This window comes from Streptomyces sp. FXJ1.172 (genome assembly GCF_001636945.3).
Lineage (GTDB): Bacteria > Actinomycetota > Actinomycetes > Streptomycetales > Streptomycetaceae > Streptomyces.
This window is the reverse complement of sequence record NZ_CP119133.2, coordinates 2,127,330-2,148,082: the sequence shown is the minus strand read 5'-3', so window position 1 is coordinate 2,148,082 and position 20,753 is coordinate 2,127,330. Positions and strand designations below refer to the sequence as shown.

General features: G+C 71.8%; 17 protein-coding genes. 9 read left to right on the top strand and 8 right to left on the bottom strand.

What is annotated here, in order from left to right; genetic code table 11:
• Window positions 1-304: 304 nt before the first annotated feature.
• The 4 genes from A6P39_RS09600 to A6P39_RS09585 all read right to left on the bottom strand — a co-directional run bounded on the left by A6P39_RS09600 (window position 305) and on the right by A6P39_RS09585 (window position 5,847).
• On the bottom strand, window positions 305-850 hold the full coding sequence (locus tag A6P39_RS09600) for a hypothetical protein (protein ID WP_067040940.1): 546 nt from the start codon (window positions 848-850) through the stop codon (window positions 305-307).
• Window positions 851-937: 87 nt separating this feature from the next.
• Entirely contained in the window at window positions 938-2,035 is a 1,098-nt protein-coding gene (locus A6P39_RS09595) for a PP2C family protein-serine/threonine phosphatase (RefSeq protein ID WP_067040937.1), read from the bottom strand.
• 73 nt (window positions 2,036-2,108) lie between these two features.
• On the bottom strand, window positions 2,109-5,144 hold the full coding sequence (locus tag A6P39_RS09590) for a SpoIIE family protein phosphatase (protein ID WP_331454108.1): 3,036 nt from the start codon (window positions 5,142-5,144) through the stop codon (window positions 2,109-2,111).
• 283 nt (window positions 5,145-5,427) lie between these two features.
• Entirely contained in the window at window positions 5,428-5,847 is a 420-nt protein-coding gene (locus A6P39_RS09585) for a ribonuclease domain-containing protein (RefSeq protein WP_199840707.1), read from the bottom strand.
• Between the two features lie 241 nt (window positions 5,848-6,088).
• Between A6P39_RS09585 and A6P39_RS09580 the strand changes: the two genes are divergently transcribed.
• Window positions 6,089-6,727 carry a LysE family translocator gene (locus A6P39_RS09580; protein WP_067040934.1) on the top strand — a complete coding sequence of 213 codons (639 nt, stop codon included), beginning with the start codon at window positions 6,089-6,091 and terminating at the stop codon, window positions 6,725-6,727.
• Between the two features lie 109 nt (window positions 6,728-6,836).
• On the opposite strand, the gene A6P39_RS09575 is transcribed toward A6P39_RS09580, so the two are convergent.
• The gene (locus A6P39_RS09575; RefSeq protein WP_443052844.1) at window positions 6,837-9,080 is read right to left on the bottom strand and encodes an RICIN domain-containing protein; all 2,244 of its coding nucleotides are present in this window, start codon (window positions 9,078-9,080) and stop codon (window positions 6,837-6,839) included.
• Window positions 9,081-9,353: 273 nt separating this feature from the next.
• Here A6P39_RS09575 and A6P39_RS09570 point away from each other — a divergent pair, with 273 nt between their 5' ends.
• The 7 genes from A6P39_RS09570 to A6P39_RS09540 all read left to right on the top strand — a co-directional run bounded on the left by A6P39_RS09570 (window position 9,354) and on the right by A6P39_RS09540 (window position 16,388).
• On the top strand, window positions 9,354-10,370 hold the full coding sequence (locus tag A6P39_RS09570) for a GlxA family transcriptional regulator (protein ID WP_199840706.1): 1,017 nt from the start codon (window positions 9,354-9,356) through the stop codon (window positions 10,368-10,370).
• The gene (locus A6P39_RS09565; protein WP_067040932.1) at window positions 10,367-12,205 is read left to right on the top strand and encodes a thiamine pyrophosphate-binding protein; all 1,839 of its coding nucleotides are present in this window, start codon (window positions 10,367-10,369) and stop codon (window positions 12,203-12,205) included. Before A6P39_RS09570 ends, A6P39_RS09565 begins: the two co-directional genes overlap by 4 nt.
• On the top strand, window positions 12,180-12,830 hold the full coding sequence (locus A6P39_RS09560) for a hypothetical protein (protein ID WP_067040929.1): 651 nt from the start codon (window positions 12,180-12,182) through the stop codon (window positions 12,828-12,830). The genes A6P39_RS09565 and A6P39_RS09560 overlap by 26 nt, the downstream gene beginning before the upstream one ends.
• On the top strand, window positions 12,827-13,846 hold the full coding sequence (locus A6P39_RS09555; RefSeq protein ID WP_067040927.1) for a 3-oxoacyl-ACP synthase III family protein: 1,020 nt from the start codon (window positions 12,827-12,829) through the stop codon (window positions 13,844-13,846). The genes A6P39_RS09560 and A6P39_RS09555 overlap by 4 nt, the downstream gene beginning before the upstream one ends.
• 282 nt (window positions 13,847-14,128) lie before the next feature.
• A complete protein-coding gene (locus A6P39_RS09550) occupies window positions 14,129-14,605 on the top strand; it encodes a hypothetical protein (protein ID WP_067040925.1) in 477 nt (158 codons plus the stop codon).
• Between the two features lie 11 nt (window positions 14,606-14,616).
• Complete coding sequence (locus A6P39_RS09545; RefSeq protein ID WP_107304260.1) at window positions 14,617-15,903, top strand: MAB_1171c family putative transporter; 1,287 nt, start codon at window positions 14,617-14,619, stop codon at window positions 15,901-15,903.
• A gap of 32 nt (window positions 15,904-15,935) precedes the next feature.
• Window positions 15,936-16,388 carry an NUDIX domain-containing protein gene (locus tag A6P39_RS09540; RefSeq protein ID WP_067040920.1) on the top strand — a complete coding sequence of 151 codons (453 nt, stop codon included), beginning with the start codon at window positions 15,936-15,938 and terminating at the stop codon, window positions 16,386-16,388.
• Between the two features lie 29 nt (window positions 16,389-16,417).
• Here the strand turns inward: A6P39_RS09540 and A6P39_RS09535 are convergent, their stop codons facing one another.
• On the bottom strand, window positions 16,418-17,275 hold the full coding sequence (locus A6P39_RS09535; protein ID WP_067040902.1) for a helix-turn-helix domain-containing protein: 858 nt from the start codon (window positions 17,273-17,275) through the stop codon (window positions 16,418-16,420).
• 297 nt (window positions 17,276-17,572) lie between these two features.
• On the bottom strand, window positions 17,573-17,827 hold the full coding sequence (locus A6P39_RS09530; RefSeq protein WP_331454107.1) for a hypothetical protein: 255 nt from the start codon (window positions 17,825-17,827) through the stop codon (window positions 17,573-17,575).
• A 267-nt stretch (window positions 17,828-18,094) separates the two neighbouring features.
• Here A6P39_RS09530 and A6P39_RS09525 point away from each other — a divergent pair, with 267 nt between their 5' ends.
• Complete coding sequence (locus A6P39_RS09525) at window positions 18,095-19,579, top strand: protein kinase domain-containing protein (RefSeq protein WP_067040899.1); 1,485 nt, start codon at window positions 18,095-18,097, stop codon at window positions 19,577-19,579.
• A gap of 55 nt (window positions 19,580-19,634) precedes the next feature.
• Here the strand turns inward: A6P39_RS09525 and A6P39_RS09520 are convergent, their stop codons facing one another.
• A complete protein-coding gene (locus A6P39_RS09520) occupies window positions 19,635-20,747 on the bottom strand; it encodes an alpha/beta fold hydrolase (RefSeq protein WP_199840705.1) in 1,113 nt (370 codons plus the stop codon).
• Window positions 20,748-20,753 lie beyond the last annotated feature (6 nt).

Genomic DNA, 20,753 nt, shown 5'->3' with positions numbered 1-20,753 from the left:
AGTGCGAAGATCGGGTCGGGCGCGCACGTTACCGCGCACCAGGACCCCGGTGTCAGCCCCTGGCGCACACAGAGATCGAACTGTTGTCCTTCGGTTTCGCTCGGGTGTTCCCGTCGCGGGTGTGCGAGGGGGATGGGGCCGGGGTCAGCCAGTGCGCGGCGAGGATCACGGCACCGGTCCGTCGGCTCCCTTGCGGCGGGCCGCAGACCTCGCCCGCAGGACCATGGGTCCCCCCGCAGGGGTGCGCGATCCCGCTCGGCCGCGCTGGTCCACCCGGCGGGGCGACGGCCCGGGGGCGCTCGGGTCAGCTGTCGGCCTCGTGCTCCGGCGCGGGTGCGTCGCCGATGGCGACGCGCAGGTCGTGGATGCCTTGCAGGATGTCGATGAGGGCTTCCTCGGCCCCGCTCAGCGCGTGTCGGGTTCCCTCTGTGTCGCCGCGCTCCGCGTGCAGCTGAGCGCCGAGGGTGTAGACCGCTGTCATGACGGCGGCGAAGGCCGCTTCCCGGCCGGGCGGGAGTTCGTCCGCCTCGGGTTCGGAGACCTGCACCGCGGTGCGCTGCAGCCGGTTCGTCAGGACGTTGACGGCGAGGCCGGGATCCGGTCCCGTCTGTTCGTCCCAGCCGAGCAAGGTCGCAAGGACGTCCTCGATCTCCTCCTCCTCGGTCAGCCGGGTCGCGGCGGTGATCTCGAGTTCCGTCTTCGCCAGCAGACTGCCCAGCAGGTGCAGGCGGTCCTCTTCCTGCGGCCCTTCGGGTCGCTTGTGCGGATCTGCCACCGGCTCGGCCGCCAGAGCGGCCAGCGCCGCATAGATCTGCTCGGCACTTACGGGGCGCTCACTACTGATGCTCACACCTTCAGCTTCACCCGGCGTAGCCGTACTCGCCTGCCCAGACACTGCGGGGCCCGGGCTGATTTTCCGGCGGTCCCCTGTCCGGGCTCACTCCGAGGGTTCGCACAGGCGTACGGCGAGGGCGGCGATGTCGTCGTCGAGGCGTCCTCTGCTGTAGCGCAGGAGGTCGCGGTGCAGAGCCGTGAGCAGCTCGTGGGGCGGTGCCGGGGGCTGCCGGCGCATCCAGGCCGCCAGCGGGAAGAACTCGCCGTCTCCGGCGCGGGCCTCCGCGACCCCGTCGGTGTAGAGGAGCAGCACGTCGCCCGGGGCGAAGTCGAAGGTGTCGACATTGTAGTGATCGCCTATCAGCTCCGCGAGGTTGAGCAGCGGCGAGGGGGCGGTGGGCTCGAGGGCACACAGTTCCCCGCGGTTCAGGAGCAGCGGCGGGGGGTGTCCGCAGTTGAGGATCCCGATACGCCCGCCCCCGTGCGGGATCTCGACGAGCAGGGCGGTGGCGAAGCGCTCCATCGGTCCCTCGGGCGGGAAGGCCGCGTTGTAACGGGTGCTGCTGGCGTCCAGCCGGCGCGCGACGCCGACCATGTCGGCCTCGCCGTAGGCCGCCTCCCGGAAGGCGTTGACGATCGCCGCGGCCGCCCCCACCGCCGGCAGGCCCTTGCCCCGCACGTCACCGATGAGCAGCCTGACCCCGTACCGCGTGTCGACCACCTCGTAGAAGTCCCCGCCGATACGGGCCTCCGCCGCGGCCGCCAGGTACAGCGACTCGATCTCCACGCTCCCGCAGCGGCGCGGCATGGGACTGAGCACCACCTGCTGCGCCGCGTCGGCGACGAGCCGCACCTGAAAGAGGGTCCGCTCCCGCTGGAGCCGGACATGACTGCCGTACGCGGCCGCCACGGTGACCGCGACGATCCCCGCAGCCGTCCACCACGTCCCCAGACCGGGGAACACGATGCTGAGGCCGATCATCAGAAAGAGGCAGACCGTCCCCAGCAGGACGGTGGGGAGCACCGGCCACATGGCGGCGGCGAGGGCCGGCGCCGAGGGCAGGAGGCGGCTGAAGGCCATGTTCGGGGGAGTGGCGTAGGCCAGACTGGCGATGACGACGGTCAGGATGACCGGCGACAGCCGTACAAACCTCCCCCGGCCGTGGCGACGACGGAGCCGCGGCCGTCCGGACTCGATCACGATTTACAGAATATCTACGCAAGGACGGCACAGCGCTCTGACGGATCGGAGCCGGCCGCCGGTACCGGACCGGTCACCGGCCGGGCACGGGGAGGGGCTGCTCGGTCCAGATGGACTTCCCGGTGCGGGTGTGGCGGGTGCCCCAGCGCTCGCAGAGTGCGGAGATGAGCTGCAGGCCGCGCCCGCCCTCGTCGGTGGCGGAGGTGTGGCGGATGTGCGGCGTGGTCAGGCTGGCGTCGGAGACCTCGCAGATCAGTGCGCGGCTGCGGAGCATGCGCAGCCGGATGGGGCCGCAGGCGTGCCGGACGACGTTGCCGACCAGCTCGCTGACCAGGAGTTCGGTGGTCATGATCAGGTCCTCGTCGGTCAGGCCCCAGTCGCTGAGCTGGGCGCGGGCCAGGTCGCGGGCCTGGCCCGCGGCCACCGGGTCCTCGGGCAGCGGCCACTCGGCGACGTCGTCCGCGTCCAGCGGGTGGGCGCGGGCCAGCAGCAGGGCGGCGTCGTCGCTCAGTGCGCCGTGCGCGGGCAGGAGGGCGGAGGTGAGGGCGGCGCACAGGGCGTCCAGGCCGGACGTGTCCCGCGGTGAGGCCGGCACGGCGGTCACGGACTGCGAGAGGAGTTCGGCGAGGTGGCTCATGCCGGTGGTGACGTCCCTGTCCTTGCTCTCGACCAGGCCGTCGCTGTAGAGGGCGAGCAGGCTGTCGGCGGGCAGCAGGGTCTCGAGGGTCTCGAAGGGCGGAGCGGCTACCCCAAGTGGCGGGTCCGGGGCCATGGACAGGAAGGTGACGGTGCCGTCGGGGTGGGCGATGGCCGGGGGCGGCTGGCCGGCGCTCGCGTACGACAGGAGCCGGGTCACCGGGTCGTAGACGCCGTACAGGCAGGTCGCGAAGGCATCGGTGCCCAGCTCGCCGACGATGTCGTTGAGGTGGCCGAGGATCTCGTCGGGCGGCAGCTCCAGCTCCGAGAGGGTGCGCACGGCGGTGCGGAGTCCGCCCATGGTGGCGGCCTCGGCCATGCCGTGGCCCATGACGTCGCCGATCACGAGCGCCACCCGGGCCGCGGAGAGCGGGATCACGTCGTACCAGTCGCCGCCGACGTCGGCTCCTTGTTTGGCCGGCTGGTAGCGCGCCGCGGTCGTCACCTGGGGCAGTTCGGGCAGTGCCTGGGGCAGCAGGCTCTGCTGGAGGGTGCGGGCCCGGGTCGTCGCCTCGTCGTAGAGCCCGGCCCGTTCCAGGGCCTGTGCGATCAGTCCGCTGAGCGCGGTCAGCAGCGTTCGTTCGTCGTCGTCCAGCACCCGCGGCCGGCTGAAGGAGATCACCGTGGCGCCGATCTCGCGCCCGGACACGGCCAGCGGCAGGAAGGCCCACGCCTGCTTGCCGCCCTCCCGGACCAGGATCCCGGTCGCCGGGAAACGCTCCAGGAACTCCTCCGGGGAGGAGATCCACAGGGGGGTGCGGGTGCGCAGGGCGTCCCCGGCCGGGTTCGTGGCGTCCCCCACCGTCCACCTGCCGTCCAGCAGCCGGGTGAAGCGTTCCGGATATCCCCGGGAGCCGACCACGGTCAGCCGGTCGCCGACCGCGCCGAGCATGATGAGCCCGGTGGCGCCCAGGGGTGTCATCACGCCGTCGGCCACCGCCGCCATCACGTCCTGGGCCGTGACGGCCTCGGCCAGCTCCCGTGTGATCCGCTGCACCAGGGCCGCCCGCTCCTCGGCCGCCCGCTCCGCGGAAGCCCGCTCGGCCTCGCGCAGGTGCCGTTCGGTGGTGTCGGTGATATAGAGCGTGAGGCCTTCCGGTACCGGCACCAGCCGCAGGTGGTACCAGGACGTCCCGTCCGGCCCCGGTACGTCGAATCCGGCCGGCCGGCCCTCGGCCGCCGTGGCCCGGCACCGTTGCTCCAGCCCCGGCACGGCGCGTATCGCGGGGATGTTCCAGAGCAGGGCTCCGGCCACGTCCCCCGCGGCGCCCAGGAGCCGCTCGGCGGCCTGATTGAGGAATCCGATGCGCCAGTCCGCGTCCAGGGAGACGAAGCCGTCGCTCAGGTGCCGCAGCGCCCGCCCCACCGACTCGGCGGCGGCGTGCGTCTCGCTGCTGTCCCGGAGGGTGCCGAGCACCTTGACCGGCGTCCCCTCGTCGTCCGAGACCGTCCGGGCACGGGCCTCGATCCAGAGATATGTGCCGTCGTCGCGCCGGACCCGGTACTCGGTCTGGAAGCCGCCGCGCAGCTGGATGCCGGTGTCGAAGCCGGCCACCGCCCTCGGCAGGTCGTCCGGGTGGATCAGCGCCGCCCACGCCTCGATGCCGCCGGCCATCACCTCCGGATCGATGCCGGCCAGCACGTCCTCGACGGGCCGGTCGGAGGTCAGCTCCCCGGTGCGCAGGTCCCAGGTGTACGTGAGGGAGGGCGCCCCTTCCACGTCCCACGCGGGGGCGGTCTGCCGCGGTCCCGGCCCGTTCTCCAGGGCGCGCAGCAGCGCCGCGGACGGATTGAGGATCCCGGACGCCCTGAGCCGTGCGGACATCCAGGCCGCCACCTCGTTCAGGAACGCGCACTCCGCCGCGCCGGGCTGGTCGCCCGGGGCGAAGAGGACGGACAGCGCGCCGCGTCGCCGGCCACCGCCCGGAACGGGGACGGCCAGGTGACCGATCCCGGCGGGCAGCCTGGAAGGCCACAGGGCGGCGGGGTCCCGGCCGGGCACCGGGTCGGGCGGGGCCAGGTCGGGCTGCCAGTTGATGGTGTCGTGGCGGGCGGCCCTGCTGGGCGGCGCCGTGCCCCGTGCCGGGATGATCAGCCAGGGCCGGGTCATCGACTCCGGCAGGCCGCTGTCGGCGACCAGGTAGAGGATGCCGCTCATGCCGCCGCCCGGGAGGTGCACCATGCCGCCGAGGCCGTGCACCTCGGCCACCGCCTGCTGGAGCGCCGTCAGCAGCACTTCGACATCGCGCCGGTCCTCGTCCACGGCTTCGAGCAGCCGCATCCGTGTGCGGTGCCGCTCCGAGGGCCGCACGGTCCGCATGGTCCGCAGGGCCTGCGGCTGGTGCGGCGGACGGGGAGCGTGGGGCATGGACGAGCCGATGTCGTTCGCATTGCTGCCTCTGGTATTCACCACGGCCGACTGTCGCCTCCGCTCACCGCTCGGCTACTCGCTGGCTGGATGCAATCGGATGTGGACCGCAGTGGCCTACATCCGATTGCATCCATCCTAATATGAACGAATTCAGGCGATTTAATCTGGCCTAGTGGATTTGCGCAATAGGTCTACTGTGTGTGGCGTCGGCTCACTCTCTGCTGTCGGCGAGGCGCCGGGCAGGGGTGCCGTGGGGCCGCCACCGCATGGGTGAGGGGCGGCCCCGGAGGGACCGCCCCTGATGGGACGTCAGCTCACCGCGGTGTCAGAGCTGGTAGAAGTCGGTGTAGTGGTCCGGCGAGTACCACACCGCGCCGGTGTCGGAGTCGACGACGATCCGGTAGGCGTCCCGGTGGGCCCCGCAGGAGCGCGGGTAGACGTCGTACTCGTAGAAGGTGTCACCGGAGGGCAACTGCCCGTCGTTGTTGTAGAACTCGCCGCCCGCGTAGCTGCACTCGCCGTCCGGCCAGTCGTACCAGCCCCGCGAGGTCGGGTAACCGAGGCTGGACCAGGTCGAGTTGGCCGAGGCCGCGTCGGAGCATCCGTCGATGCTGCAGGAGCTGTAGACCGCCGCGTTCGCGGCAGGGCTGTTGACGGCGGACACGCTGAGCACGGACGCGATGGCGGCGATGAGCACCGCGAAGCGCTTGGCCAAGGACAGCTGGGGACGTCGCAGAGTCGGCAAGGAACCCTCCAGGTTCAAAACACGCATGGACATGACACTCTGATGTCCTTGCGTGACAACCGGGTGTACCGCCGGTTGCGGGGGAGGGACAATCGCCTTGTGGCACAGGCGCATTGTGCTTCGCTGCTCCGAACGGCCCGGCACGTCCGGTCGCCTGCCCCGGCCCGGGAGCGGTGCCCGCGCACCGGCTCCCCGGGCAGGGGCCTGGTGTCCGCAGCGGCTCCCCAGTACCGTCTCGCTGGTGATATCGATTGATCGGCTGCTCGCCTTCGCACTGGCGTCCGCCGTGCTCATCGTGGTCCCGGGGCCGGGCGTGCTCTTCGTGGTGGGGCGGGCCCTGGCCCACGGCCGCCGCACGGCGCTGGCGACGGTCCTCGGGCACGCCGCGGGCAACTACGTCGTCGCGGCATGCGTGGCCCTCGGGCTCGGCACGCTGCTGGAGCGGTCGGCGGCGGTGTTCCTGGTCCTCAAGGCGGCCGGCGCCGCCTACCTGGTCTGGCTGGGTGTCCAGGCGATCAGGAGACGCCGGGCGCTGACCGACGCGCTCGGCGCCGCGGCGGCTCCCGGGAGTTCCCGGCGGGCGCTGCGGGAAGGGTTCGTCGTCGGCGTCACCAACCCGAAGGCGCTGATCCTCTTCGGCGCCGTGCTGCCGCAGTTCGTCGACCGGAGCAGCGGTCACGTGCCCGGGCAGATGCTGCTCCTTGCCGCGGTGTCCGTCGGGATCGGCCTGGCCTCCGACGGCGTGTGGGGCGTGGCCGCGAGCAGCGTACGGACGTGGTTCGCCCGCTCCCCGCGCCGGTACGAACTCGTGGGCGGCGCCGGGGGACTGGCGATGATCGGCGTGGGCGTGACCGTCGCCGTGACGGGACGCACGGACTGACCCGCGCACCCGCATGATCCCTGGAACGATCCCGGGACGGCCCGTACAGGCCTGACGGATGGGCAGTCGTCGCCCTCCGCGGCCTGACGGGCCGTCAGCCGGAGCGGGCCTACGGATAGCCGGCCAGATAGGCCACGTTGCTGCTCGGTGTCACCTGGTTGCCGGCGCCGTCGACGATGTGGTTGATGGTGCCGTCACCGCCCAGGACCGTGGTGACCATGCTGTGGAACTTCACCGTGGACGTGGTGGGCACCTCGATGGCGTGGCCGAGCACCACGGAGGGGTTGTCGCGCAGGTAGGCGTAGACGCCCACGCCCCACGCCTCGTGCGAGGTGACCGAGTTGGCGACCTTGTAGGAGGCGTAGCCGAGGTCGCCCCCGCTGGTGGTCCAGGCGGACTGGTCGGGCACGTCGTAGGGGGTCTCGCTCTGGTAGAAGTACGTGCGGCCGCCGTTGCCGTTCCAGGTGGTCTGGTACTTCTGGTAGTGCTCGACCGCCAGGCCGTACATGGTCACGTTGTTCCCGTTGACGATCAGCCCGCCTGCGGCCGGGTTGGTCGTCCAGCCGACGCCGTCGGTGTGGTCCGCCCGCCACAGCCACAGGTCGTCCCCGATGACGTCGTTGCTGTTGACCACGAGTGTCTGGGTGGCCTTGCCGGCGAGGTCGCCGCCGACGCGGAAGAACACGTCGTGCAGCACGATCGGGTCGGCGCCGTGAGCCGCGCCCGAGCCGGCCGGGCCGACCTGCATCAGCGTGCCGGAGTTGGTGGTGTTCGCGCTGATCAGCAGCCCGGCGATGTCGATGCCGTCGACGTCCGCGGTGGTGATCGCGCTGACGCCGTTGTCCGGGACGAGGGTGGCCAGGCCCAGGCCGAGGACGACCGTGTCGGGGCGGGTGATGTTCAGCGGGGCGGAGAGGTGGTAGACGCCGGGGGTGACGATCAGGTTCTTGCCCGCGGCGAGCGCGTCGTTGACGGTCGTGGCGGTGTCGCCGGGCTTGACGATGTAGAACCGGCCGATCGGCAGCGAGGTGCCGGGAGCGGTGCCGCCGGTCCAGTCGGGGCCCTGCACATTGGTGCGCGCCGACGGGACGAACACCTGCCAGCTGCCCGAGCCGTCGACGTAGAGGAACGGCTTCTCGCGCATCACCGGGCTCTGGTCGACGGTGGTGTACTGCGGGCTGGGGAAGCTGGTCGCCGGGGCGCCGGTGTCGCCGGTGAAGACCATGTTCCAGTTGTGCCCGGTCCAGCCGCCGTTCATGGCGGTGTCCTGGGTGAGGAACTGCTGCTGGGTCCCGGAGTCGATCTGGCCGAAGACCCGGGAGTCGCCGATGTAGCCGCCGCTGGACCAGTTGGTGCTGGTGCCGTGGGTGTCGTCCCACAGCTTCATGCTGCCGTGCACGTCCATGCGCCGGAACGGGTCGGCCTGCGAGACGGCCCACATGGTGCTGCCGGAGCTGGGGCTGACCGACATGTTCTCGGCGTCGCGCCAGAAGTTCTGGGTGGCGTTGCCGTCGCTGGTGTGCCCCTCGACGTGCACACCGCCGCCGGTGATCGACACCTGGTCCGGTGACAGGCCGAGCCCGGCGACCTGGGTGTAGTAGCCGACGGGTATGTCGACGTCGTACGTGCCGGGGGCGAAGAGCAGCGCGTTGCGCTGGGTGCCGAACTCGTTGTTCTGCTGGGTGCCGTAGACCGAGTCGATCTTCGACTGGATGGCGGACTTCGGCATCGACGGGTCGAACACCGTCACATTGGGTCCGAAGTCGGGGGTGCCGGCCGGCGGGGTGAGGCCGGCGGAGAGCGTGAAGGACTGGGCGGCGGTGCCGTTGCAGGTGTACTGCTGCAGCTGGACGCCGTCGGCGGTGGACGCCGACGGCACGTCGAGGCACTTGCCGCTGTTGCGGTTGACGAAGTGGTACGCGCCGGAGGCCTCGGCGACCGGCAGCCACTGCTGGTTGGATCCGCCGCCGTACAGCCACAGTTGGGCCAGGGCGCCGTCGGCGGTGGAGACGCCGGTCTCGTCCCAGACCTGATCCGGCGCGGAGGCCGCGCCGATCCGGTAGTAGCCGTTGTCGGTCGCGGTGAACTGCCAGGACTGGGCGGCGGTGCCGTTGCAGGCGTACTGCTGCACGGCGGTGCCGTTGGCGGTGGCCGCCGTGCGGGCGTCGACGCACTTGCCGCTGCCCGCGTTGACGACGGTGGTGGCGGTGGTGGGGACGGTCGCGGCGTGGGCGCCGGGGGCACAGACCAGCGCGAGGCCCGCGGCGGCCGGTGCCAGGAGGGCGGCGGCCAGGGCGGCGGTGCGTCTGCGGTGCCGGGGGGTTCGCACGAGCACGGTGAGAACGTCGGTCACGCGTGTCTCCTCGGTCACGGAGGTGGGGGGGAGATGCGCATCGGACGGTAGGGGCCGTCTGCCGGGCCGTCAATACACAACAAAAAATAAGCCGTGAACTAAGCGGGACTGCTTCCGTTCTGCTCCCAGGAAGCCGGCAACGCGCCCAGCGGTTCCGGCTCTTCCGGCTCACCCCGCCGGAAGCCGGACAGGGCCGCGGTGGCCCGGTGCGTGGCAGGAATCGTCAACAGCCTGTCATTGCGGACGGCCCGCAGCCGGGAACAGGCTGTCACCATGAGGCAACGACGTGTTGTGATCGTGGTCTACCCCGGTGCCCAGACCCTGGACGTCAGCGGACCGCTCGAGGTCTTCGACACCGTGAACCGCCTGATGGCGGACGACGCGGCCGCCTACCGTCTGCAGTGCGTCTCGCCCGGGGCCCCGTCGGTGGCCACCTCCGCCGGTCTCGTCGTGCAGGCCGACCCCCTGGACGCTGCGGAGGGGGCGATCGACACCCTCCTCGTGCCCGGCGGGCCGGGACTCAAAGAGGCCCTGGCGGACACGTCCTTCGTCGCGTGGATCAGGTGCGCCGCGGCCCGGTCCCGACGCGTGACCTCCGTGTGCGGCGGCGCCTTTCTGCTGGCGGAGGCCGGTCTGCTCGACGGACGGCGGGCCACCACGCACTGGGCCTTCGGTGTTCAGCTGGCGCGTCGCTACCCCGAGGTGACGGTGGACCCCGAGCCGATCTACGTCCGGGACGGCCCGTACGTCACCTCGGCGGGGGTGTCGACAGGCATCGACATGGCCCTGGCCCTGGTGGAGGACGACCTCGGGGCGGCACGCGCCCTGGAGGTGGCGAAGTACCTGGTGCTGTACTTCAAACGGCCCGGTGGCCAGACCCAGTTCAGCATGGTCCTCGACACGCAGCTGACCGATCAGAGGCCGATCCGGGCCGTTCAGGACTGGATCCAGGAGAACCTCCATCGCACGCTGCCGGTGTCCGAACTCGCCGCACGCGCGAGCATGAGTCCACGTCACTTCGCCCGCGTCTTCGGGCGGACGGTGGGCACGACGCCGGGCCAGTACGTGCGGCGATTACGTATCGCCCGGGCCCGTCAGCTCCTGGAGGCGACCGACCTGACAGTGTGTCAGATCGCGAGCCGCTGCGGTTTCACCGCCATCGAGACGTTCCTGCGCGCATTCGCCGCCGTCGTCGGTCTCACCCCCGCACAGTACCGGCACCACTTCCAGCTGCAGACGCACTCCGGCCCGGCCGTCGAGCCGGCAGGGGCGGAACGGAGGCCGGCGTGACCTGCCGGATGCGACTCGTGGACTACGTCGCCGCCGAACTGGAGCGGATGGGTGTCCGGTACGTCTTCGGCGTGGGCGGAGCCAACATCGAGGACCTGTACGAGGCGGTCCACCGTGCCCCCGGCCGCCTTCGCGGTGTCGTGGCCAAGCACGAGTTCTCCGCGGTCACCATGGCGGACGGGTGTGCCCGGGCCACCGCGCGCATCGGCGTCGTCGCGGCCACGTCGGGGGGCGGTGCGATGAACCTGGTTCCGGGACTGGCGGAGGCCCACGCCTCGCGCATCCCGGTCCTGGCCCTGGTGGGACAGCCGCCGACCTTCCAGGAGGGCCGGGGCGCCTTCCAGGACTCCAGCGGCAAGGCGGGCTCCTTCGACGCCCTGGACGTCTTCGCACCCGTCTCACGCTTCTGCGCCCGGGTGAGCGAACCCGACGCGATCCCGGGGCTGCTGGCCCGCGCGATCACCGTGGCACAGACCGAGCCCCGGGGTCCCGCCGTGCTGCTCCTGCCCAAGGACGCCCAGCAGGGACACCTCGAGGTGCCGGCGCACCCGGGATCCGCGGCACCCGCGCACACCGGAGCATCCGCGCGGGCCGCGCGCACGGCGGCACACACACCCCCCGCGGTGAGGGGAGCGGGCGAGGCGGCGCGGCCGGCCGGGGCGCCCCGCGCGCCCGCCGCTCCGCAGCCGGACCCCGCCCGCCTGGCCGAGGCGGTCGGCGTGCTGGAGGAAGCCTCCCGCGTCGTGGTGATCGCCGGAGAAGGAGCGGCCGGGATGCAGGCGCGCGAACAACTGGCCCGCCTGGTAAGGCACTTGGGTGCCTGCGTCGCCGTGTCGCCGGACGCCAAGGACGTCTACGACAACCGCAGCCCCCGGTTCACCGGCGTGGCAGGGGTGATGGGCCACCCCGAGGTCGAGGACTGCCTGCGCCGGGCCGACGCCTGCCTGCTGGTGGGCACGCGCCTGCCCGTCCTGGCGCGGGGGAGGCTGGAGGCGCTGCTCACCGGGATGCCGGTGGTCTGCGTCGATCCCGAGCCGCCGTTCGTCGCGGCGATCCCCCTGCTCGGACCGGTGGCCGGCACACTGCGGACGCTGGAGCGCCGGCTGTCGCCGCGGCCTTCCGCCTGCCCGGCCCACCACCCGCCGTCGCTCCAGCGCCCGCCCGCGCCCTCCCGTGCGGCCCCCGGGTACACCGCGGTGGCCGGTGCGATCGCCGGGGCGCTGCCCCAGGACGCCCATGTCTTCGTGGACGCCGGCAACGTCGGGGCCGCCGTGATCCACGCTCTGCCCGCCCCCCGCTTCGGCCGCTTCGTCGTGGCGGTGGGCATGGGAGGCATGGGCTACACATTCGGCGCCGGCATAGGCGCCGCGCTGGCCACGGGCCGGCGCACGTACGTGGTGGCCGGCGACGGGGCGTTCTTCATGCACGGCATGGAGATGCACACCGCCCTCGAGTACGGGGCACCGGTCACCTTCGTCGTCCTGAACAACAACGCGCACGCCATGTGCGTCACGCGCGAGGAACTCTTCCAGGGCGGCGCCCGCCCCGAGAACGTCTTCCACCCGTCCCGCATAGCGGCCGGCGCGTCGGCGATGTTCCCCCGGCTGCGCGTCGAGACGGCCGGCACCCCGGCACAGCTGCGATCCGCGTTGCTGCGCAGCAACGACGCTGCCGGGCCGGCCCTTGTCGCCATGGACCTCGACCACCGCGAGACGCCGCCGTTCCAGCCCTTCCTGACCGCCCTTGCCACCGGTCCGGGCGCCGCCGCTCCCGGACACCGGCCGAACCACGACGAGGAGAAGCACACGCATGACCGACCGATCCACGTTGGCTGACATCCCGGGCCTCGTGCGGGTGGAGAACACCAGCCCAGAGGAACTGGCCGCCCGCTGCGGGGAGATAACCTCGCCCGCCTACCCGCACCAGCAGGTCTACGGCGAGTACTGCACCATCCAGGAGTACGTCGAGTGCCCGCCGCAGACGACGTACGACTATCTCAGCCGCGGCCACCACCTGGAGGAATGGACGTGCAGCCTGCGGGGGTTCGAGCCCGCGGGCACACCGGGGCTGTGGGTGGGCCACGACCTGCTGGAGCCGGGCACGCGCATCTACTGCCGGACCGAGGCCCATCCGGGCGCGTTGACCGTCGACTACCACTGTGCCTGGGACCAGGGCGACGAGCTGTGGATGGTCTACCTGATGAGGGTGGTTCCGGCCGCCCTCGTCCTCGGCCGCCCAGGGTCGGTGATCACCTGGACCAACTGCCGCCACCCGTACTACCGCCGCAATCCTCACCCGGACCTCGCACCACACCCCGGCCGGCGCTGGGTGGGTGAGTACTGGGACCTGTTCCCTGCCGGGCACACCCTCGAGATGCACAATCTCAAGGCGATCCTCGAGCACCGGCACCGAGGCGGTCTTCCTGTCAGCAGCTCCCCGGCCCGGCGGGCGGCCCGATGAGGCCGGTGAGCCTGACCGACGTCGCCGCCTACCTCCCCGGCGAACCCGTCCCCGCCGCCTTCTTCACCGAGCACGCGGCGGCGGACGGGCTGCGCGACAGCCCGATGTTCAAGGTCCCCCCGGCACGCCACCACGTGGCCCCCGACGAGACCAACGCGGACATGATCGAGCGTGCCGTCCAGCCGTTGATCGAACGGCACGGCCGCGCGGCGATCCGCCGCGTCGACGTCCTGCTCGTGCACAGCCAGCTGCCGGACCAGCCCTTCGTGGGCGCCGGCACGGAAGTGGCGCGCCGGCTGGGCCTCACGCCCCGGTGGCTGATCGACGTGGCCAACGCCGGCTGCGCCTCCTTCGTGCACATGCTGGACCTGGCCCGGCGGATCCTGCTCGACGGCGACGCCCGTACGGCCCTGATCTGCAACGCGCAAAGCGCCGCGGGCCAGCTGTTCACCCAGTCCCAGGTGCGCGGCCTGTCCCAGGCCGCCGTCCCGGGCGACGGGTGCGGAGTCGGCTATGTGACAACCTCGGCCGAGGCCCCTGTCCTCGGCATCGAGAGCCGCCACATCGCCGCCCACGCCGGCGACATGACCATGGTGCGCGACGACGGACTCAAGTACTGGGAGGCCGGCGAGGCCCAGGTCCGCATCGGGTTCACCGAGACCGCGGTCACCGACGTGCTGGAGCGGGGCAACCGCCTGGTGCCGCAGGCCGTGCGGGACCTGCTTCGCAGCCTGGGAAGGCGGACCACCGACATCGACTGCCTCATCACCAACCAGCCCAACCGCACCTTCCTGCGCAACTGGCGTGACGCGCTGGGCCTGCCCGTCGAACGCCACCCCGACACCTTCGACCGGTGCGGCAACCTCTTCGGCGCCGCCATGCCCGTCACGCTCGACGACGCGGTCCGCTCCCGGCAGATCCGTGCGGGCGACCTGGTGGTGCTGGCCGGATTCGCCCACGCCGGGGACTACGCCGGCGCCGCCGCGATCCGCTGGGGAAGTGAGTACGGCCGTTGACATGTACGGCTGACGCGTTGCAAGATCCGGGCTGCGAAGGCGGCCGTTCCTGTGGTTCTGCGCAGCCGTTCGCCACACCCAGGGTTGAATGCCCGAATCGTCCCCATGGGGGGCGAGAAGGTATTGCTTGCTGTATCTCAGGTGAGCCGGGGGCGATATATTGGTATGGGACCTTGGGGATGGAGCTGCAGCGTTGTGACCGAACGGCGTGGCGAGGCTCCCGCTCGAGTCCGGCGATCACGGCGTACGCTGCGTCGTGAGACGCAGCTGATCGTCTCTTCGATGCCGCTGCCGGAGCCTTTCGACCTGGACCAGTTGGTCCGGAACATGGAACAGGTCAGGGGCCGGCGGATCGTCATGAAACCTCTGCCGGACCACATTGCCGGCGTCACCGGCATCTGCGGCCTGTACGTCCGGCACGACACCCGGCCCCTCGACCTGATCTTCCACGTCAACAGCGGCTCCCCGTGGCACGAGAGACAGGTCAAGCTGCACGAGCTGGTCCACCTGTGGGCCGAGGACTCCACGGGGGTCATCGGCACCGACGAGCTGCTGGCCGACTTCTCGGCCGAGCGGGCCGAGCAACTGGTGGCCGAGGGACGGGCGTCGGCCCGCCGGCGGTACGAGACCTGGGTCGAACAGCGTGCGGAGGACGCGGCCGCGCTGATCAACCGCATGGCGCAGACCCAGCACGCCATCGACGACCCGACCACGCGGAGCCTCGCCCAGGACTTCACCTACGGCAGGCCCAAGACTTGAAAGACCAGAACATGTCCGACCTCCTGGCCTACGTCATCGCGGGCCTGCTCCTCGTACAAGCCGGCCTGAGAGCCAAGTCGGCCGTCAGGGGCCACAGGCGAGACCGGTCGCTGTGGGGGGCCTTCGTGGCCTTCGCCGCCGCGTGGCTGAGCCGCACCACCGCAGGATATGCCGTGCTGGACAGCCTCGGTCCGCCCGACCTGGCCTACTTCGTGAAGCACGTACTGTCCATCATCGGCATCTGCGTCATCCTCCGCTACGTCACAGCGGTCTACCGCACCGCCGGCCCGGACGGCGAGCGGTCCCGCGCCGTCAGGCTGTCCGCCCTCGTCCACCGCGTCGCCACCCGGGCCTCGGTGGTCACCCTGCTGGTGATGGCGGTCATCTTCTTCTTCCTGCTGGGCAGGCCCGACACCACCACCCCCTACTTCATGGAGCGCTACCGCGGCCAGGCGGCCCTCGCCGTGTACATGGGACTGTTCTACCTGTACTCCGGCGTCGCGGCCGCGGTGTGCGCGGTCCAGTGGGGAGGTGCCGTCAAGGACGCACCGTTCCGCTCCCTGCGCACCGGCCTGCGGATGATGTCGGCCGCCATGGTGATCACCACGGTCTACTCGGTGCTCCGCATAGCCTTCCTCCTGGTGGTCACCTTCTCCCGGGTTTCGCACGGCACGGAACAGACCCAGGAGACGGTGACCGACACCCTGCTGTACACGTGCTTTCTGCTCTGGGGCCTCGGCGCCATCGCTCCTGCGACGCACGCCGCCCGCGAGCGGTACCACGCCCTGCGCAGCCTCGTCGACCTCTCTCCTTTGTGGCGGCAGCTCGCACTGCGCTTCCCGGACGCCGTCCGGCACCGCCCCAGCAGTTTCTTCACCCGCTTCACGGCGAAGGCGGCACGCCTCGATGCCGCCCGCGACCTGCTCTTCAGCCCGGACCCCTCGCTGCCGGCCCGCCTCGACCGATTCGCCATGGACATCCGCGACGTGGTCTTCCTGCTCAGACGCCACGCGCCCTACGACCTTGCCGAGCGCGCCTTCACACGCGCGGAGAGCGGCCTCGGGCCGGACCACGCCACCGAGGTGCAGGCCGAAGCGCTCTGGATCCGCGCCGCGCTGTCCAGGGCCGACGAGCCCGGACACGAGTCGACGGGCACGAGCGCGCCGTACCCCTTCGACGCCGGTGCCACCCCGCGCGAGGAGGTCGCCCACCTGCGTAACCTGGCATCCGCCTACCGGCTCACCACATCCGCCGATGCCCAGGGCCTTCTCACCTGCCAGCCCAGCGGCCGCAGTTGAGCACCCGGCACCGAGAACTCAGAGGTTTGCACATGACTCGCCCCATCCCCGCCCGTCCCACGATGTCCGCCGCGGCGGTCCTGCGAGACAGCGAGGGCCGGTTCCTGATCGTCAAGCCCGGCTACAAGCCCGGCTGGAACCTTCCGGGCGGCGGCGTCGACGAGGGCGAGAGCCCGGCCCAGGCCGCGCGGCGCGAACTGCTGGAGGAACTCGGCATCGACCAGGCGATCGGGCAGCTCCTGGTGAGCGCCTTCGTACGGACGCCGGCCGGCGGCCACCTCTACTTCGTCTTCGACGGCGGAGTCCTCAGCGAGGAGCAGCGGGCCTCGATCGTCCTGCAGGAGAGCGAGCTGACCGACTACCGGTTCAGCGCGCCGGACGAGATCGGGCCGGACGAGATCCCGCCTGCCGTGCGGCCGGTCTGGGAGGCGGCGCTGGCATGTCTCGCGACGGGAAGCACCACGTACCGCGAGTTCGCGGGCTAGCGTTCAGCCCGCAGGCCGGGCGGCGAAGCCTATTCGAGCACGCCGGATTCGGGGCCGAGGATCTCGGCCATCGTGCTGCTGATGAAGTCCAGAAGTTCGGCCCGCGCGGCGGCGGGAATCTCGTGCTCGCCACCGCGCGCCGCCTCCACCGTGAAACTGTTCCGGACGGCGCGCGTCGACACCACCAGCTGTTCGATCTGCGGATCCGGGCTCTGGAAGAACACTGACGGCACATCGAGGGCCAGGGCCAAGGCGTTCAGGATCTCGTCCGAGGGACCGGCGCACGTCCCCAGCCGCAGCGCCTCGACCAGAGCCTGCGTGAGCACGGGCTTGCCGGCTTTGCGGTTCCCCTCGGCCGCGATCTCGGCGTCCGGCGGCAGCGCGCCCCGGAACACGTCGTCCCGCAGGTGCGCGAGCTTGTCCGCCACCGCGGTCGCGGGCGCCCCCGTGGGGGCCCGCACCGGCACGACGTGACCGAAGCTGCGCTTCTGGGCGGCGAGCAGCTCCGGCACGGTGACGCCGTACGCATCGGCGAGCGGCTCATGGAACGACTCCGGCAGCGGCCGCTTGCCGCGCTCGGCGGCGCGGACCGACATCGGTGACCGGGTCCTCGTGACCGCCACGGTGTCGGCCTGCGTCATGCCGGCGTCGCATCGCAGGTCGGCGAGGTTGGGCGGCTCCAGGCGCGGGAACAGGTCGTCGAGGTCCGCATCGAGTGCCGCGGCGATGCCGGGCAGCCGCTCGGGCGGGGGAGTGGCCTGACCGGTCTCCCAGCGGGACACGGCGTTGGTCCCCACCCCCAGGACCGCACCCAGCTCGGACTGGGACTGGCGCAGGAGCACGCGGCGGTTGCGCAGTTCACGGCCGTCGAAGGTGCGCTCGGGCATGCAAGTACTCCATCAGATTGGCGGTCCAGGCCACTCTAGCCACTTGATCAGATCACTAAAAGGGGATAGTTTCACCTTCCGGTGATCGAGGTGTGGTCGTTGCCGCCCACGGGGGTGGTGGCAACGGCCACACCCTCGTCCCGCCAATCATGAACTCGCCGTCCGGCCACGTAAGCTGAACGCCAGGTGCGGCGCTGCCCCCCGTCGGCGCCGCACCTTTCGGCCGAGCCCCGGCCGACTCGTCCTTCCTTCCATGCGGTTGGGGTCCGGCCTGCAGGAACTGCCGCCGGGCGTAAGTCAGTTGCAGAGGTTGAGGATGGGGAGGATGCCGTTGCCGCACTGGTTGTCGTCCCCGCCGTGGCCGCCGTGGCCGCCGTGGCCGTGGCCGTAGGCCGGGATCGCCTTGGTGGCGACGTGCGTGACGGGTGTCGCGGCCACGGCGGACGTGGCAGTTGCCAACCCCGCCGCACAAGCGATGGCCACGGCGGCACTCACCGCGCATGCTCGCGGAATCCGGGAAACGGTCTTCTTGAGGTGAGGTGTAGTGTTCATGCACTCACCATGCACACGGTCGCGACCAGTTGCCCGCCGAGCGCATCGCAGTGGGTGAACCGCCCCACCCGAGCGGCACCCTGGCAGGCCGGCCGGGCAGTAGCCGGGGAGTGTGGCGCCGGCGGCACCGCACGACAGCGCACATCGTCAGCTCGTACCCCTGCCGGTGACAACGGCCCCGGATACGGCCCGCGCCCCTGCCGTGCCCCGCTCCCGCAGGACGGCGTCGTAAGCTTCGTCGGGTTTCTGACGCACGGGGAGGCGTGAGTGGGGCGGGACAAGGTCCTCAGCGACCGGTACGAGCTGGTAGAGAGGCTCGGGCAGGGTGGTATGGGAACGGTCCACCGGGGGGTGGACCGGCAACTGCGCCGCACCGTCGCGGTCAAGCTGCTCTCCTCGGAGCTGGCCCACGACCCCCAGTCACGAGCCCGCTTCCGGCGCGAGGCACATGCGGCGGCCGCGCTGAACCACCCCGCCGTGGCCACGATCCACGATGTCGGCGAGGAGCCCGATCCGGACGGCCCGCGGCCCTATCTGGTGATGGAATACGTACCGGGCACCACCCTTGCCGAAGCCCTGCGCGACGGCCCGCTGCCCGTGGCCGAGGCGATCAGCACGGCATGTGCCGTGCTCGACGCGCTGCAGCACAGCCACGAACACGGAATCGTGCACAGGGACATCAAGCCCTCGAACATCATGCGCACCGGCCCCGGCACCGTGAAGGTCCTCGACTTCGGCATCGCCAAGGCCTTCACCGAGACCGCCACCCGCATCACCGGCAGCGGGGCCGCCATAGGCACCCCCGCCTACCTCTCGCCCGAGCAGATCAGCGGGGCGGAGATCGACCACCGGGCCGACCTGTACGCCATGGGGTGCCTGCTGCACGAACTGCTGACCGGGCAGCCGCCGTTCCGGGGCGAATCGCCGTTCGCCGTCATGCATCAGCACCTGTTCGCCGAACCCGAACCGGTCTCCCGGCTGCGCCCGCAGGTGCCGCCGGCGGTGGAGACGGTGATCGAGCGCGCCCTGCGCAAGGACCCGGAGGAACGCTTCGCGGACGCGAGGCAGATGGGCTCGGCCCTCGCCGAGGCCCTCACCCGGTCCGCCATGCCGACGGCCCAGGCCCCGACGCCCCTCCCCCCGGCGACGCGATCCGGCAGCCGCAGCGCGCTTCACCGCAGGTACGTGCCGCGCCCCACGCTCGACGGCGCCCTGGCCCTGCTGGGGTGCCTGCTGTCGCTGCTGTGCGCACGTGGTCACGTGGTGGACACGGACCACTTCGGCTGGGTCGCCGCCGCGGCCGGCCTGTCGGGGATGGCGGCACTGCCGTGGTCGCCACGCCTGTCGTGCGTGGTGGGCTGGGGGCCTGTGGCGGAAGCCGTGGCGGTCAACTCCGAACTGCGGCGCGCCAATGACGGGTGGGCCCACTCGTACGTCGGGATCGCCGCACTGCTGGCGCTGGCGGCCGTCTGCCTGCTCGCCGGCGCGGCACGCAGCAAGGAGGGCGGCGCAGGCCCACTGGTCGCCTTCTGGTTCTGTGCCACCGCGTCGGTCTGGTACGTCCTCGACGACCTGCACAAGCTCTTCGTCTTCTACCTGCTGCTGTCCCTGATGACCGTGGCCGCCATGGCGTGGGAGACCACAGCGCTGGTGCGCCGCCGCAGGGACGCCCGCCTGCACGCCGGCCCGGCCGGACACCCAGATCCGGCCCGGCGGCCCGCCGGCAGCCGCCCGCAGACCTCGGGGAACTGATCCGCCGGGCGTGCGGGCACCTGGCCCACGGGGCCCGTCCCGGGCGGCGGCCACGTCACCGGGACGCCTCGCTCGATGCCGAGGTGAGCCTGTCCACGGCCGTCGCGACCGCCTCGGGGCTGGAGATCATCGTCAGGTGCCGGGCGCCCGGGATGAGCGTCGCGGGCGGTGCGCCGATGCGCCGGGCGGTCTCCTGCGGCGTCTGCCGGGTGAACACGTCGTCCTGGGCTCCGAACACCACCGACTTGGGCAGGCGCACCCCGGCCAGCCGGGCCACCTGGTGCGCGGGCAGCCCCGGCACCCCCGCGGCCAGCATGCTCCACAGCGCGCCCTCCGCGCCCGGCACCCTGAGCGGGCGCCGCCACTGATCCAGACCGGCGGCGTCCAGGCGCGGACAGGCAGGCCCGCACTGTGCGTCGTACACGCTGCGGATCACCGCGTCGATGCCGAGCCCGAGCCGCAGCAGGCTGGTGCGGTACGGGTCGATCAGTACGTACTTGAAGGCCGGCGGCGGCCCGGCACCCGTGTCGAGGGCGTCGCCGTCGAGGAGCATCACACCCCCCAGCCGGCCGGGGGCCCTGAGCGCCGCCTCGGTGACCACGGCGGCTCCGCTGGAGTGCCCCACCAGCAGCGGGCGCTCACCCGGACCGCCGAGGTGCACGGCGTCCAGGAAGCCCAGGAGCTGCCGGGTGAAATGGGCGACGGTGTACGGGCCGCGACGCTCGCTGTATCCGTCGCCCGTCAGGTCGAGCGCGTACACCCGGTGGTCGCGGGCGAGCAGCGGGGCAAGGCGCGACCAGGTGTCCACGGATTCGAAGGCGCCGTGCACCAGGACGACCGGCGGGCCCGCCGTACCCCAGGTCTGGTAACGCGTGCGGATGTCGGCGGCCTGCACGTACCTGAGCCCCCGCGGCGGCGCGGCGCGCCCGGCCGTGACGCCGTTGTAGACGAACGAGGCCGCCGTGACGGCCACCAGCACGACGGCACAGCCCAGCGCGGTGCGCCGCAGCCAGCGCCGCAGCCGGGGGTGGCGTGGCCGGCGGGCGCGCTCGGCGGGGAGCGGCGCCGGAGCGGATGCCGGACGGGCGCCCCCGTCTTCGCCCCCGCCGCTGCCGTCTCCGGCTTCGTTTCCGTCTCCGGCTCCGGCTCGGTGAAGATCAGCTGTCACGGGCCA